The sequence below is a fragment of the Streptococcus sp. V869 genome, assembly GCF_054353515.1.
This window is the reverse complement of record NZ_JBTHHW010000001.1, coordinates 417,238-432,306: the sequence shown is the minus strand read 5'-3', so window position 1 is coordinate 432,306 and position 15,069 is coordinate 417,238. Positions and strand designations below refer to the sequence as shown.

At 37.9% G+C, this 15,069-nt stretch carries 15 protein-coding genes; 11 read left to right on the top strand and 4 right to left on the bottom strand.

What is annotated here, in order from left to right; translation table 11 throughout:
- The first annotated feature begins 107 nt into the window (after positions 1 to 107).
- The 4 genes from ACXYSN_RS02215 to lysS all read left to right on the top strand — a co-directional run bounded on the left by ACXYSN_RS02215 (position 108) and on the right by lysS (position 3,685).
- Positions 108 to 950: a DUF368 domain-containing protein gene (locus ACXYSN_RS02215; protein WP_458635997.1), complete on the top strand. Its 843-nt coding sequence runs from the start codon at positions 108 to 110 to the stop codon at positions 948 to 950.
- Positions 950 to 1,435 (top strand): aminoacyl-tRNA deacylase, encoded by a 486-nt coding sequence (locus ACXYSN_RS02210; RefSeq protein ID WP_414330428.1) that lies wholly within the window; start codon positions 950 to 952, stop codon positions 1,433 to 1,435. Before ACXYSN_RS02215 ends, ACXYSN_RS02210 begins: the two co-directional genes overlap by 1 nt.
- Positions 1,432 to 2,058: a histidine phosphatase family protein gene (locus ACXYSN_RS02205; protein ID WP_414330431.1), complete on the top strand. Its 627-nt coding sequence runs from the start codon at positions 1,432 to 1,434 to the stop codon at positions 2,056 to 2,058. Before ACXYSN_RS02210 ends, ACXYSN_RS02205 begins: the two co-directional genes overlap by 4 nt.
- 136 nt (positions 2,059 to 2,194) lie before the next feature.
- Positions 2,195 to 3,685: a lysine--tRNA ligase gene (lysS, locus tag ACXYSN_RS02200; RefSeq protein WP_458635996.1), complete on the top strand. Its 1,491-nt coding sequence runs from the start codon at positions 2,195 to 2,197 to the stop codon at positions 3,683 to 3,685.
- Positions 3,686 to 3,766: 81 nt separating this feature from the next.
- Here the strand turns inward: lysS and ACXYSN_RS02195 are convergent, their stop codons facing one another.
- A complete protein-coding gene (locus tag ACXYSN_RS02195; protein ID WP_373113409.1) occupies positions 3,767 to 5,437 on the bottom strand; it encodes a formate--tetrahydrofolate ligase in 1,671 nt (556 codons plus the stop codon).
- 220 nt (positions 5,438 to 5,657) lie between these two features.
- Between ACXYSN_RS02195 and ACXYSN_RS02190 the strand changes: the two genes are divergently transcribed.
- From ACXYSN_RS02190 to ACXYSN_RS02180, 3 genes are read left to right on the top strand one after another with little or no spacing between them, the layout of a single operon-like run.
- Positions 5,658 to 6,347, top strand: coding sequence for a phosphopantothenate--cysteine ligase (locus tag ACXYSN_RS02190; protein WP_441348209.1), 690 nt, complete (start codon positions 5,658 to 5,660; stop codon positions 6,345 to 6,347).
- Positions 6,348 to 6,358: 11 nt separating this feature from the next.
- Positions 6,359 to 6,910 carry a phosphopantothenoylcysteine decarboxylase gene (gene coaC, locus ACXYSN_RS02185; RefSeq protein WP_458635995.1) on the top strand — a complete coding sequence of 184 codons (552 nt, stop codon included), beginning with the start codon at positions 6,359 to 6,361 and terminating at the stop codon, positions 6,908 to 6,910.
- Positions 6,894 to 7,457, top strand: a complete 564-nt coding sequence (locus ACXYSN_RS02180; RefSeq protein ID WP_458635994.1) for an ECF transporter S component — start codon at positions 6,894 to 6,896, stop codon at positions 7,455 to 7,457. Before coaC ends, ACXYSN_RS02180 begins: the two co-directional genes overlap by 17 nt.
- A gap of 33 nt (positions 7,458 to 7,490) precedes the next feature.
- On the opposite strand, the gene udk is transcribed toward ACXYSN_RS02180, so the two are convergent.
- From udk to ACXYSN_RS02165, 3 genes are all read right to left on the bottom strand, one after another.
- Positions 7,491 to 8,129, bottom strand: a complete 639-nt coding sequence (gene udk, locus ACXYSN_RS02175) for a uridine kinase (protein ID WP_004253618.1) — start codon at positions 8,127 to 8,129, stop codon at positions 7,491 to 7,493.
- A gap of 120 nt (positions 8,130 to 8,249) precedes the next feature.
- Positions 8,250 to 9,983: a phosphoenolpyruvate--protein phosphotransferase gene (ptsP, locus tag ACXYSN_RS02170; protein ID WP_414314057.1), complete on the bottom strand. Its 1,734-nt coding sequence runs from the start codon at positions 9,981 to 9,983 to the stop codon at positions 8,250 to 8,252.
- Between the two features lie 4 nt (positions 9,984 to 9,987).
- Positions 9,988 to 10,251: a phosphocarrier protein HPr gene (locus ACXYSN_RS02165; RefSeq protein ID WP_000146947.1), complete on the bottom strand. Its 264-nt coding sequence runs from the start codon at positions 10,249 to 10,251 to the stop codon at positions 9,988 to 9,990.
- Positions 10,252 to 10,612: 361 nt separating this feature from the next.
- On the opposite strand from ACXYSN_RS02165, the gene nrdH reads away from it, so the two are divergent.
- The 4 genes from nrdH (at position 10,613) to ACXYSN_RS02145 (ending at position 15,066) form a co-directional block, all read left to right on the top strand.
- On the top strand, positions 10,613 to 10,831 hold the full coding sequence (gene nrdH, locus ACXYSN_RS02160) for a glutaredoxin-like protein NrdH (protein WP_016465794.1): 219 nt from the start codon (positions 10,613 to 10,615) through the stop codon (positions 10,829 to 10,831).
- 69 nt (positions 10,832 to 10,900) lie between these two features.
- Entirely contained in the window at positions 10,901 to 13,060 is a 2,160-nt protein-coding gene (gene nrdE / locus ACXYSN_RS02155) for a class 1b ribonucleoside-diphosphate reductase subunit alpha (protein WP_458635993.1), read from the top strand.
- Between the two features lie 141 nt (positions 13,061 to 13,201).
- Positions 13,202 to 14,164 (top strand): class 1b ribonucleoside-diphosphate reductase subunit beta, encoded by a 963-nt coding sequence (nrdF, locus tag ACXYSN_RS02150; RefSeq protein WP_441348206.1) that lies wholly within the window; start codon positions 13,202 to 13,204, stop codon positions 14,162 to 14,164.
- 134 nt (positions 14,165 to 14,298) lie between these two features.
- Positions 14,299 to 15,066, top strand: coding sequence for a DeoR/GlpR family DNA-binding transcription regulator (locus tag ACXYSN_RS02145; protein WP_373113400.1), 768 nt, complete (start codon positions 14,299 to 14,301; stop codon positions 15,064 to 15,066).
- The last annotated feature ends 3 nt before the right edge of the window (positions 15,067 to 15,069 follow it).

Below are 15,069 nucleotides of genomic sequence, written 5' to 3'. Positions count from 1 at the left end.
TGTAATTAGCAAGTTAGACATTACTTCTGCTTGCTTTTTTTATTTCTCTTACTTTGTGTTATAATACAAGAAGAGTTTTTAATGAAAATAATGTACGGAGAGAGTTTATGTTATCTTGGACTTCAAAAATTATTAAGGGAATTGTTATTGCGCTAGGCTTTATTTTACCAGGAATTTCTGGAGGTGTTCTAGCAGCAATCTTGGGTATTTACGAGAGAATGATTCGATTCTTAGCTCACCCATTTAAAAATTTTAAAGAAGATGTTCTTTATTTTTTACCAGTTGCAATTGGTATGTTACTAGGTATTGGACTATTTTCATATCCTATTGAATATCTCCTTGAACACTATCAGGTTTATGTATTATGGAGCTTTGCGGGTGCCATTATTGGAACTGTCCCAAGCCTTGTAAGGGAAGCTACTAAGGACTCCGAAAGAGATAAGATAGATATGATTTGGTTTTGGGCAACCTTCATCATTTCAGGGATTGGACTTTATGCTTTAAACTTTGTAGTAGGTTCACTAAATGCAAGATTTACAAGCTTTATCTTAGCTGGTGCCCTTCTTGCTTTAGGAGTTTTAGTCCCAGGATTAAGTCCTTCAAACCTTCTCTTAATTTTAGGACTGTATAGTCCAATGTTGACCGGTTTCAAGACTTTTGATTTAATCGGAACTTTTCTTCCAATCGCAATTGGAGCTGGAGCAACTTTGATTATTTTCTCAAAATTAATGGATTATGCTCTTCGTGTCTACCACTCTCGTGTCTATCACTTTATCATTGGGATCGTCCTTTCAAGCACTCTCCTGATTTTGATTCCAAATACTGGCAATGCTGAAAGCATCAGCTATAGAGGCTTATCTCTTGTTTCCTATGTCATTATCGCCTTCTTCTTCGCCCTTGGCATTTGGTTAGGGATTTGGATGAGTCAATTGGAGGATAAGTACAAATAATGGCAAAAAAAACTAAAGTAAAAAAGACCTTAGTCGAGCAAATATTAGCTAAGGCAGGTGTTGAACACCAAGGGATTCAAATCAATGCTTTAGAGGGAGAGCTTCCTTCTGAGTATGAGAGAAGTCACATTTTTAAAACATTAGCTCTTTTAGGGGACAAGACTGGTCCAGTTATTGGGATTGTTCCTATTACTGAACATCTTTCTGAAAAGAAATTAGCAAAGATTTCTGGTAATAAAAAAGTGAGTATGATTCCGCAAAAGGATTTAGAAAAAACAACTGGATATATCCATGGTGCAAATAACCCTGTCGGTATCCGTCAAAAACACAACTACCCTATTTATATTGATGAAAGGGCATTGGAATTGGAAAAAATGATTGTTTCTGCTGGAGAAGTCGGACACAGCATCATCATTACTCCACAAGATTTGGCAAACTTTGTTAAAGCGAACTTTGTAGATATTTTGGAGGAAAACAAGTTATGAAACTTTACTTTGTTCGTCATGGTCGAACAGTCTGGAATCTAGAAGGTCGCTTTCAAGGTGCAGGTGGAGATTCCCCACTTCTTCCTGAATCCATTGAGACTTTAAAGGAACTAGGCCAATATCTTAAAGATATTTCATTCGACAAGATTTATTCAAGTGATTTACCGAGAGCTGTTAAATCAGCTGAAATTATCCAAAGCCAACTGACAAACCCATGTCCTTTGGAAAGTGTTCCCGAGCTAAGAGAATGGCACCTTGGAAAACTAGAAGGGTTAAAAATTGCTACTTTAAACGCAATCTACCCTCAGCAAATTCAAGCCTTTAAAACGAACTTAGCTAAGTTTGATACAAGTATGTTTGAAGCTGAATCACTCTACAGCACAACTCAACGCACCATTCAATTTATTAAATCTTTGAAAAACACGAAGACAGAACAACTATTACTGGTTGGCCACGGAGCAAATCTTACTGCAAGTCTTCGAACACTTTTAGGATTTAATGAAGCGCATCTTCGTAATAATGGTGGTTTGGCCAATGCAAGTCTAACAATTATAGAGACCGACGACTTCGAAAAATTTACTCTTAAGACTTGGAACGATACTTCTTATCAAAAAAATAATTGAACTTGATCTATTACGTCAAGTTCTTTTTAGTTTTTATAGAATATCCGTGAATTTCTTGACTTTTTATGATAAAATGGGAGTATCGTGAAAAATTGATTTATTATTTCAAAATTTGATTAAAAACTAGGAGGAACCCATGTCAACAGAACATATGGAAGAATTGAATGACCAACAGATCGTTCGCCGTGAAAAAATGGCTGCGCTCCGTGAACAAGGAATTGATCCATTCGGGAAACGTTTTGAACGTACTGCTAACTCTCAAGAACTAAAAGATAAATTTGCTGACCTTGATAAAGAACAACTACACGAATTAAACGAAACTGCTACTATCGCTGGACGTTTGGTAACAAAACGCGGTAAGGGTAAGGTTGGTTTTGCTCACCTCCAAGACCGCGAAGGACAAATCCAAATCTACGTTCGTAAAGATGCTGTCGGTGAAGAAAACTACGAAATCTTTAAGAAAGCTGACCTTGGTGACTTCCTAGGTGTTGAAGGTGAAGTGATGCGTACGGATATGGGAGAACTCTCTATCAAGGCTACTCACATCACACACTTGTCTAAAGCCCTTCGTCCCCTTCCAGAGAAATTCCACGGACTTTCAGACGTTGAAACAATCTACCGTAAACGTTACCTTGATTTGATTTCTAACCGTGAAAGCTTTGATCGCTTCGTCACACGTTCAAAAATCATTTCTGAAATCCGTCGCTACCTCGATGCTCAAGGTTTCCTTGAAGTCGAAACACCTGTTCTTCACAACGAAGCTGGTGGTGCTGCTGCTCGCCCATTCATCACACACCACAATGCACAAAACATCGACATGGTACTTCGTATCGCGACTGAGCTTCACTTGAAACGCCTTATCGTTGGTGGTATGGAACGTGTGTATGAGATCGGTCGTATCTTCCGTAACGAAGGAATGGATGCTACACATAACCCTGAGTTCACTTCTATCGAGGTTTATCAAGCTTATGCAGACTTCCACGATATCATGGACTTGACTGAAGGTATTATCCAACACGTAGCTAAAGCTGTTAAAGGTGACGGTCCAGTTATCTATCAAGGAACTGAAATCAAAATCAATGAACCATTTAAACGTGTACACATGGTTGATGCAATCAAGGAAATTACTGGTGTTAATTTCTGGAAAGATATGACTTTCGAAGAAGCTAAAGCTATCGCAGCTGAGAAGAAAGTTCCAGTTGAAAAACACTACACAGAAGTTGGTCACATCATCAATGCCTTCTTTGAAGAATTTGTTGAAGAAACATTGATTCAACCAACATTTGTATACGGTCACCCAGTAGCTGTATCACCACTTGCTAAGAAAAATCCTGAAGATGAGCGCTTTACAGATCGTTTCGAGCTCTTCATCATGACTAAAGAATACGGAAATGCCTTTACTGAGTTGAATGATCCAATCGATCAACTTAGCCGTTTCGAAGCCCAAGCTAAAGCTAAAGAACTTGGTGACGATGAAGCAACAGGCATTGACTATGACTACATCGAAGCACTTGAATACGGTATGCCGCCAACAGGTGGTTTGGGAATCGGTATCGACCGTCTCTGCATGCTCCTCACAGATACTACTACTATCCGTGATGTATTGCTCTTCCCAACTATGAAATAATATTAAACTCCTAGAAGATTTCTGGGAGTTTTTCTAGTAAAAAAGACAACCTCATTTATAAGGTTGTCTTTTGTTGTTCAATTAGAATAATCCAAGAACTGTTCCATCGCTTTCAACATCCATGTTGAGAGCAGCTGGTCGTTTTGGAAGTCCAGGCATGGTCATAACGTCACCAGTAAGTGCGACGATAAAGCCTGCCCCCAATTTTGGTACCAATTCACGAATAGTAATTTCAAAGTTTTCAGGTGCACCAAGAGCATTTGGATTATCTGAGAAACTATATTGAGTTTTGGCCATACAGATTGGCAATTTGTCCCAACCGTTTTGTACGATTTGTGCGATTTGAGTTTGAGCTTTCTTCTCGAAGTTTACTTTGCTTCCACGATAGATTTCAGTGACAATCTTTTCAATCTTTTCTTGTACTGAAAGGTCATTGTCATACAAACGTTTGTAGTTAGCAGGTTTTTCGTCAATTGTTTTGACAAGCGTTTCAGCTAGAGCCACTCCTCCTTCAGCTCCATCAGCCCATACGCTAGCTAACTCAACCGGAACATCAATGGAAGCACAAAGTTCTTTCAAAGCTGCGATTTCTGCTTCTGTATCAGATACAAATTCGTTAATAGCAACAACTGCTGGAATACCAAATTTACGGATATTTTCAACGTGACGTTTCAAGTTTGCAAATCCTGCACGAACTGCTTCTACATTTTCTTCTGTCAAAGCATCCTTAGCTACTCCACCATTCATCTTAAGAGCACGAAGAGTTGCAACGATAACTACTGCATCTGGCGCAGTTGGCAAGTTTGGAGTTTTGATATCAAGGAATTTCTCAGCACCAAGGTCTGCACCAAATCCTGCTTCCGTTACTGTGTAATCTGCCAAATGAAGGGCTGTAGTTGTAGCCAAGACAGAGTTACATCCGTGTGCGATATTGGCAAATGGGCCACCATGTACAAAGGCAGGTGTTCCATAGATGGTTTGAACCAAGTTCGGTTTGATAGCATCTTTCAATATCAATGCCAAGGCACCTTCAACCTGTAAATCACCAACTGAAACAGGTGTACGGTCATAACGGTAACCGATAACGATATTAGCCAAACGACGTTTTAAATCTTCAACATCAGTTGCTAAGCAAAGGATTGCCATGATTTCTGAAGCAACAGTGATATCAAATCCATCTTCACGTGGAATACCATTAAGCGGACCACCAAGGCCAACAGTTACGTGACGAAGAGCGCGGTCATTCAAGTCGACTACACGTTTCCAGAGAATACGGCGTTGGTCGATACCTAGATCATTCCCTTGATGCAAGTGATTGTCAATCAAGGCAGAAAGAGCATTGTTTGCAGTTGTAATAGCATGCATATCACCAGTAAAGTGAAGGTTGATATCTTCCATTGGTAAAACTTGCGCATAACCACCACCAGCTGCACCACCTTTAATCCCCATAACAGGACCAAGAGATGGTTCGCGGATAGCAATCATGGTTTTCTTACCAATCTTATTTAAGGCGTCTGCAAGCCCGATAGTGATGGTTGATTTCCCTTCACCTGCTGGTGTTGGGTTAATGGCTGTTACCAAGATCAATTTCCCGACTGGATTGCTCTCAACTGCACGGATTTTATCAAAACTGAGCTTAGCCTTGTACTTTCCGTACAATTCCAAATCGTCGTAAGAAATACCAAGTTTCTCTACAACATCAACGATTGGTTTTAGCTCGATACTCTGTGCGATTTCAATATCTGTTTTCATTCAAAACTCCTCTACATCTAATGTGTTAACTCATTATATCATAAAACAAGATTTATTTATACAAAAATGAATTTATTGTTCGTATTTTTTGCCATAATTCTGTGAAATTACAAGAATTATCTATTTTTTATATGTCTTTATAGATAATAACTATAATAACTCAAAGCTAAACTAAACCGCTTTCTTTGACTTAAAAGTCTTTTTTGTGTAAAATGGTTCTATGAAAATTTTAGTAACTTCTGGTGGTACTAGTGAGGCTATAGACCGTGTTCGCTCTATCACTAATCACTCTACAGGTCATCTTGGCTTGGTTATAACAGAAGCTTTAATAAAAGCAGGTCATGAAGTTTGCTTGATTACAACTTCTCAGGCAGTTAGACCAGCTAGTCATCCAAATCTTAAAATCATAGAAATAAAGAATACTTTGGATTTACTTGAGGAGATGCGAAATCTTGTTAAAGATTATCAAGTTTTAATTCATTCTATGGCTGTATCTGACTACACCCCAGTCTACATGACAAGTATAGATGAGGTACAAGCAAGTCAAGATCTATCGAAATTTCTAACTAAGCAGAATACTGAGTCCAAAATTTCTTCAAAGGAAGATACTCAGATTCTCTTTCTTAAGAAAAATCCTAAGATTATTTCTCTGGTCAAAGAATGGAATCCTAAAATTCATCTAATAGGTTTTAAACTCCTGGTTGATGTCACAAAGGATCATTTGATAGATGTTGCTAGAGAAAGTCTTAAAAAGAATCAAGCAGACATTATTGTTGCTAACGATTTGAATCAAATAAACTCTGAACAACACCTGGCTTACTTAGTTGAAGAAAACGATTATCAAACAGCATACAGCAAACAAGAAATCGCTGAGCTAATAATTAAAAAAATTCAAGGATTTACTTTTTAGAAAGGAAAGTTATGGCTCATATTACTCTTGCAATTACTGGTTCAATTGCTTCCTACAAGGCTGCCGATTTAGTCAGTTCTTTGAAAAAGCAAGGACATAGTGTATCGGTCTTGATGACAAAAGCTGCTACAGATTTTATACAACCATTAACACTGCAAGTTTTGTCCCAAAATCTGGTTCATCTCGATGTCATGCAAGAACCTTATCCAGACCAAGTCAATCACATCGAAAGAGGAAAAGAAACTGACTTGTTTATCGTTGCTCCAGCAACTGCTAATACCATTGCAAAATTAGCATATGGTTTTGCTGATAATATGGTGACTAGTACTGCTCTGGCATTACCAGATAATATCCCTAAATTACTTGCTCCTGCCATGAATACAAAAATGTATAACCATCCTACCACACAAACAAATCTTAAAACTCTTGAAAGCTATGGATACGGGATCATCTCTCCTAAAGAATCTCTCTTAGCTTGTGGGGACTTCGGAAGCGGCGCTTTAGCCGATTTGGAAATTATTATAGAAAGAATAAAGGAAACTCTCAATGAACAAACGCTCTAACATCGCACCTGTTGCTATCTTTTTTGCTAGTATGATTGTCATCCATCTACTTAGCTCTATCTTATTTAATGTATTACCATTCCCAATTAAACCTACTATTGTACACATTCCTGTTATTATTGGAAGTATCATTTACGGCCCACGGATTGGTGCAGTCCTTGGATTTTTAATGGGTATGATTAGCTTAACAGTTAATACAATTACTATCTTACCAACTAGTTATCTTTTCTCACCATTTGTACCTAATGGTAACCTATATTCAGTTGTGATTGCAATTGTCCCACGTATCTTGATCGGTTTGACACCTTATTTCGTTTATAAACTGCTAAAGGGAAAAGCCGGGCTCATTTTTGCAGGTGCACTTGGTTCACTCACTAATACAGTATTTGTCTTAGGTGGTATCTTCTTCCTCTTTGGTAATGTTTTTGATGGAAATATTCAAAAACTATTAGCGACTGTTATCTCTACAAATTCGATAGCAGAATTAATTATCTCGGCTATTTTAACTCTCGCTATTGTTCCAAGACTTGAAAAAATTAAACAATAAAAACTGTATCAAGAGATACAGTTTTTTTAGTTATTACTGAGCTAAACGAGCTTCTTCTAAAATCTTTTCAATCTTAGTAGTCAACAAGTCAATCGCTACCGTATTGGTTACACCTTCAGGAATTACAATATCAGCGTAACGTTTTGTAGGTTCAATGAATTGATGATACATAGGTTTCACTACACCAAGATACTGATCAATAACGCTATCCAAACTACGGCCACGTTCCTCCATATCGCGTTTAATACGACGGATGATACGAACATCATCATCAGTATCTACGAAAATCTTAATATCCATCAAATCACGAAGTCGTTTGTCTTCCAAAACCAATATTCCTTCTACGATAAAAACATCTTGAGGTTCTTGGCGATAAGTCTTCGAACTTCTAGTATGTGCTGCATAATCATAGGTAGGAATATCAACAGGCCGTCCTGCCAATAATTCTTTGATTTGCGCAATCATTAAATCAGTATCAAAAGCAAAAGGATGGTCATAGTTGGTTTTGATACGTTCTTCAAAGGTTAAATGAGATTGATCTTTATAATAGGAATCATGCTCAATCATGGCGATTTTTTCATTGGGGAAATGCGATAAGATTGCTTTAGAAACGCTGGTTTTTCCTCCCCCAGATCCCCCTGTTACTCCGATAATGATTGGTCTGTTTTGCATAGTTGCCTCCGTATTTTTCCTTTGTCTATTTTACCATATTTTTAGAAAATTTTACAGGTGGACTTTTTAAAATAAAGTAGAAAAAACCTTGTAGTTTTGTCCTACAAGGTTTTAATGTTTTTAATCAAAGTTAACGTATTCTTTAGAAAGTTCAAGAACTTCTTCCATTGTTGAACATTCAGTAAGAGCTCGGTTAGCATATTCTTGCATTTTAGCTGTATCAAGTTTCTTCATCAAGCTACGTGTACGAAGTACTGAAGTAGCAGACATTGAGAACTCATCCAATCCCATTCCGACAAGAAGTGGAACCGCAGTTTGGTCACCGGCCATTTCACCACACATACCAGCCCATTTACCTTCAGCGTGAGCTGCTTTGATAACATTGTTAATCAAGCGAAGGATTGATGGATTGTATGGTTGGTAAAGATATGAAACTTGTTCGTTCATACGGTCAGCAGCCATTGTGTATTGGATCAAGTCGTTTGTACCAATTGAGAAGAAATCAACTTCTTTAGCAAATTGATCAGCAAGCATAGCTGCAGCAGGAATTTCAATCATGATACCTACTTGGATATCATCTGCAACTGCAACACCTTCAGCAACCAATTTCGCTTTTTCTTCTTCAAGAATAGCTTTTGCAGTACGGAACTCTTTCAATAAAGCAACCATTGGGAACATGATACGCAATTTACCGTGAACAGATGCACGAAGCAATGCACGCAATTGTGTACGGAACATTTGGTTACCAGTTTCAGAGATTGAGATACGCAAAGCACGGTAACCCAAGAATGGGTTCATTTCTTTAGGAAGATCAAAGTAAGGAAGTTCTTTATCCCCACCGATATCCATTGTACGAACAACAACAGGTTTACCGTTCATACCTTCAAGAACTGCTTTGTAAGCTTCGTATTGATCGTCTTCAGTTGGGAAGTCTTGAGAATCCATGTACAAGAATTCAGTACGGTAGAGACCAACTGCTTCTGCACCGTTTTCGTTCACACCCTCAACGTCTTTAGGTGTACCGATGTTCGCAGCCAACTCAAAGTGTTTTCCATCTGCAGTAACTGTTTTAGCATCTTTCAAAAGAGCCCATTCAGCTTTTTGTTGAGCGTAAGCTTCACCAGCTGCTTTGAATTCTGCAATTTGCTCTTCAGTTGGGTTGATAACAACTTCACCTGAAATACCTGAAACAGCCAAGACATCACCATCTTTTACTAGATCAGTAATGTTGTTTGTACCCAAAACAGCAGCAATTTCAAGTGTACGAGCCATGATAGCTGAGTGGCTTGTACGTCCACCAATGTTCGTTACAAAAGCTTTTACAAATTTTTTGTCCAATTGAGCAGTATCAGATGGAGTCAAGTCGTGCGCAATGACAATTACTTCTTCATTAATAGAAGCTGGGTTTGGTAATTTCTTACCAAGAAGATTTGCCAAAACACGTTTGGTAACGTCGCGGATATCCGCTGCACGTTCTTGCATGTATGGATTGTCTTCCATTCCCTCAAAGATAGTAATAAACATGTCTGTTACTTCTTTAAGACCTGCTTCTGCATTTACTTTTTTTGCACGAATAGTTTCTTTAATCTGACCAATCAATTCAGGGTCGGCAAGAACCATCAAGTGAGCGTCAAATACTTGCGCCGCTTCTTCACCAAGCGTACCTACAGCCTTCTCGCGGATAAGAGAAAGCTCGTTTTGAGAAGCTTCAAGAGCAACATCCAAACGAGCCTCTTCTGCATTTGTATCTTCGACTGTAATAGTCTCGAATGATAAATCCGGTTGAACGAGTAGATATGCTTTAGCAACTGCAACACCATCAGATGCTGCGATTCCTTTAAGCATTTCTGTCATATTCTTATGCCAATCCTTCTTTTTCCATTGTTTCTGAGATTGCAGCGATAGCATCATCAGCATCCGCACCTTCAGCAGAGATTGTAACGTCTGCACCTTGGCCAACACCAAGACTCATAACACCCATGATTGATTTAAGGTTAACTGATTTACCTTTGTATTCAAGAGTGATATCTGAAGCAAATTTGCTAGCTGTTTGTACCAACAATGTTGCTGGACGTGCGTGAATACCTGTTTCTGCCACTACGTGGAAATCTTTAGAAGCCATAATTTGACTCTCCTTTAATTGTTTTCTTTTTGAGTTATATCTGATAACCCTTACAATTTGGTATTATATCACCTTCTGTGATTTTTTTCAAGTGTTTTATGGGATTTCTTCGTTTTCCTTTCAGATAACTTGCTGAAAATCTTCTATTTTATATATCAAAATACATCATGTAGTTTTTTATATTTTTAACATTTAGAAAACGCTGTTATTTATGGGTTTTATTTTTTCGCAAGCACTATATATTGTGTTTAGTCATCTCTCATCTAAAAAAAATCTACAATATTTAGTTTTTCTTCGTTGACAAAGATTTTTTTTCTGATATACTTAAGATGTAATTAAATTTTGAAAGGGGAGTTACAGAATGGTAACTGTTTATTCTAAAAATAATTGTGTTCAATGTAAAATGACCAAACGATTCTTAGATAGTAACAACATCACATATCGCGAAATCAATCTTGACGAACAACCTGAATTTATTGAACAAGTTAAAGAGCTCGGCTTTAGCGCTGCTCCTATCATCCAAACACCGACTGAAGTTTTCTCTGGGTTCCAACCAGCAAAACTCAAAAAACTTGCTTAACAATCAGGACTCAAAGCTTCTATGTCAATCTTAGAAGCCTTTCTTTTGTAATGAATTAAAGGGAATTTTATGGGATTAAAACAACTCGAGGATGTAACTTACTTCCGTCTAAATAATGAAATTAACCGTCCAGTTAATGGTCAAATTATGCTTCATAAAGATAAAGAAGCCTTGGATGCATTCTTTAAAGAAAATGTTGAGCCTAACTCAATGGTATTTGATTCTATCAGAGATAAAATTGATTACCTCATCAAACAAGACTATATCGAAACAGCATTTATCAAGAAATATCGTCCAGAATTCTTAGAAGAGCTTTATCAATTTATTAAAGATCAAAACTTCCAATTCAAGTCATTCATGGCAGCATACAAGTTTTACAATCAATATGCCTTGAAAACTAATGATGGGGAATACTATCTTGAGAGCATGGAAGACCGTGTCTTCTTTAACGCTCTTTACTTTGCTGATGGCAATGAAACTATCGCAACTGATATCGCAAATGAAATCATCCACCAACGCTACCAACCTGCTACACCATCTTTCTTAAATGCAGGTCGTGCACGTCGTGGTGAATTGGTATCCTGTTTCTTGATTCAGGTAACAGATGATATGAACTCTATCGGACGTTCTATCAACTCAGCTCTTCAGCTTTCACGTATCGGAGGCGGTGTCGGAATTTCCCTCAACAACCTTCGTGAAGCTGGAGCCCCTATCAAAGGATATGAAGGTGCGGCTTCTGGTGTCGTTCCAGTTATGAAGCTTTTCGAAGATAGCTTTTCTTACTCTAACCAACTTGGTCAACGTCAAGGTGCTGGGGTTGTTTACCTCAACGTCTTCCACCCAGACATTATCGCCTTCCTTTCAACTAAGAAAGAAAATGCCGATGAAAAAGTTCGTGTGAAGACTTTATCACTTGGTGTTGTGGTACCAGATAAATTCTACGAATTAGCACGTAAAAACGAAGAAATGTATCTCTTCAGTCCTTATTCTGTTGAAAAAGAGTATGGCGTACCTTTCAACTATATTGATATCACTGAAAAATACGATGAATTGGTTGCAAATCCAAACATCCGCAAGACAAAAATAAAGGCGCGTGATTTGGAAACAGAAATCTCTAAATTGCAACAAGAATCTGGCTATCCATATGTTGTCAATATCGATACGGCTAACCGCGCAAATCCAGTTGATGGAAAAATCATTATGAGTAACTTGTGTTCTGAGATTCTTCAAGTTCAAGAACCAAGCTTGATTAATGACGCACAAGAATTCATTAAAATGGGTACTGACGTTTCATGTAACCTTGGTTCAACCAACGTGGTCAACATGATGACTTCACCTGATTTTGGTCGCTCAATCCGAGCTATGGTACGTGCTTTGACCTTCGTTACTGATAGTTCTCACATTGTAGCTGTTCCTACTATCGACCATGGAAATAGCCAAGCTCACACATTCGGACTTGGTGCTATGGGACTCCACAGCTACCTTGCCCAACAACTGATCGAATATGGATCACCTGAGTCTATTGAGTTCACCAGCATTTACTTTATGCTCATGAACTACTGGACTCTCGTTGAATCAAACAACATCGCACGTGAACGAGGTGTTACCTTCCACAACTTTGAAAAATCAGACTACGCAAACGGAAGCTACTTCGACAAGTATGTAACAGGCGAGTTTGTTCCAAAATCTGATCGTGTCAAAGAACTCTTTGAAGGTATCTTTATCCCGTCTGCAGCTGACTGGGCTGAACTTCGTGATAAAGTTAAAGCAGACGGTCTTTACCACCAAAACCGTTTAGCTGTCGCACCAAATGGTTCTATCAGTTACATCAATGACGTATCTGCTTCTATCCACCCAATCACTCAACGTATTGAAGAACGTCAAGAAAAGAAAATCGGTAAGATTTACTATCCTGCAGCAGGATTGTCAACTGACACCATCCCTTACTACACTTCAGCATACGATATGGATATGCGTAAGGTTATCGATGTCTATGCTGCTGCAACTGAGCACGTAGACCAAGGGCTTTCACTTACACTCTTCATGCGTAGTGATATCCCAACAGGTCTTTACGAATGGAAGAAAGAGAACAAACAAACAACACGTGATTTATCTATCCTTCGTAACTACGCCTTTAACAAGGGCATCAAGTCGATCTACTACGTTCGTACCTATACAGATGACGGCGGTGAAGTTGGTGCTAACCAATGTGAAAGCTGTGTGATTTAAGGACTAACTGATAACCTCTATACTAAGATTAGGCAGTAACAAAAAGTCGGTATTCCGACTTTTTGTGCGGTAGTCCAATCATAGAGTGATACACTATTCATCCTTATTTTATTTATTAAAATCAAAAGAAAGAGATTTGTAATGGAAACTTACTACAAAGCCATTAACTGGAATGCCATCGAGGATGTCATCGATAAATCAACTTGGGAGAAGTTGACTGAGCAATTTTGGCTCGATACACGTATTCCCTTGTCAAATGACCTTGATGACTGGAGAAAATTATCAAACAAGGAAAAAGACTTAGTAGGAAAAGTCTTTGGTGGTTTGACACTTTTGGATACCATGCAGTCTGAAACTGGGGTTCAAGCGCTACGTGCAGATATCCGTACACCACATGAGGAAGCTGTATTTAACAACATCCAATTTATGGAATCTGTCCATGCTAAATCTTATTCTTCTATCTTTTCAACCTTGAATACCAAGACTGAGATTGAAGAAATCTTTGAATGGACTAATACAAACCCATATCTTCAGAAAAAAGCACAAATCATCAATGAAATTTACCTCAATGGTACTCCTCTTGAAAAGAAAGTAGCCAGTGTATTCCTTGAAACCTTCCTCTTCTATTCTGGTTTCTTTACACCACTCTACTACCTCGGAAATAACAAATTGGCTAACGTTGCTGAAATCATTAAGTTGATTATTCGTGATGAGTCAGTTCACGGTACTTATATCGGGTATAAATTCCAACTTGGTTTCAATGAATTACCTGAAGAAGAGCAAGAAAAATTAAAAGATTGGATGTACGACCTTCTCTACACACTTTATGAAAATGAAGAAGGTTATACCGAAAGCCTTTATGATGGTGTTGGATGGACTGAAGAAGTGAAAACATTCCTACGTTACAACGCCAACAAAGCCCTCATGAACTTGGGACAAGATCCACTCTTCCCTGATTCAGCTGACGATGTCAACCCTATCGTTATGAACGGGATTTCAACCGGTACATCTAACCACGACTTCTTTTCTCAAGTTGGTAATGGATATCTACTTGGTGAAGTTGAAGCTATGCAGGACGATGACTATAACTACGGGTTAGATTAATTTGAAATTAGAAAAGAACATCTGTGTTTGTTATAAACTTAGATGTTCTTTTATTTTTGTTTATTTTTGTTTTCTTTAAGTTGCTGATATGTTTAAAATATGATAAAATGATATTAGATATAGGGGGTGATTCAATGCTAAAACAAGAAAAACTTGATTTGATTTTAGATATTGTCAATACCAAAGGAACAATCACTGTCAAAGAAATTATGAGTCGTTTAGATATCTCGGATATGACAGCTCGGCGTTATCTACAAGAGCTAGCTGACAAGGATTTACTTGTTCGAGTGCACGGAGGTGCTGAAAAGCTTCGTTCAGGCTCTCTATTAGCAAACGAGCGCTCTAATATCGAAAAACAAGGCTTGCAAATCGCCGAAAAGCAAGAGATTGCTCGATTTGCCGGTCACTTAGTTGAAGAAAGAGAAACAATTTTTATCGGTCCTGGAACTACTCTTGAGTTCTTTGCTCGTGAACTTCCGATTGATAATATTCGTGTCGTAACAAATAGCCTACCCGTTTTTATTATCTTGAATGAACGAAAACTTACAGATTTAATTTTAATTGGTGGAAATTATCGAGAAATCACTGGCGCTTTTGTTGGTACTTTGACTCTCCAAGACATCGAAAGCCTGCAATTCTCTAAAGCTTTTGTTAGTTGCAACGGAATTAAAGATCAAGCTATTGCTACATTTAGCGAAGACGAAGGTGAGGTTCAAAAACTAGCATTAAATAATGCAAATAAAAAAATCCTTTTGGCTGACCATAGTAAATTTGATAAATTTGATTTTTACACCTTTTACAATATTGTAGATATCGATACCATTATCTCCGATTCAAAACTTAGCGATGAAACCCTAAAAGCTTTGTCCAAACAAACAAAAATTATTAAATCAACATCTTAAAAA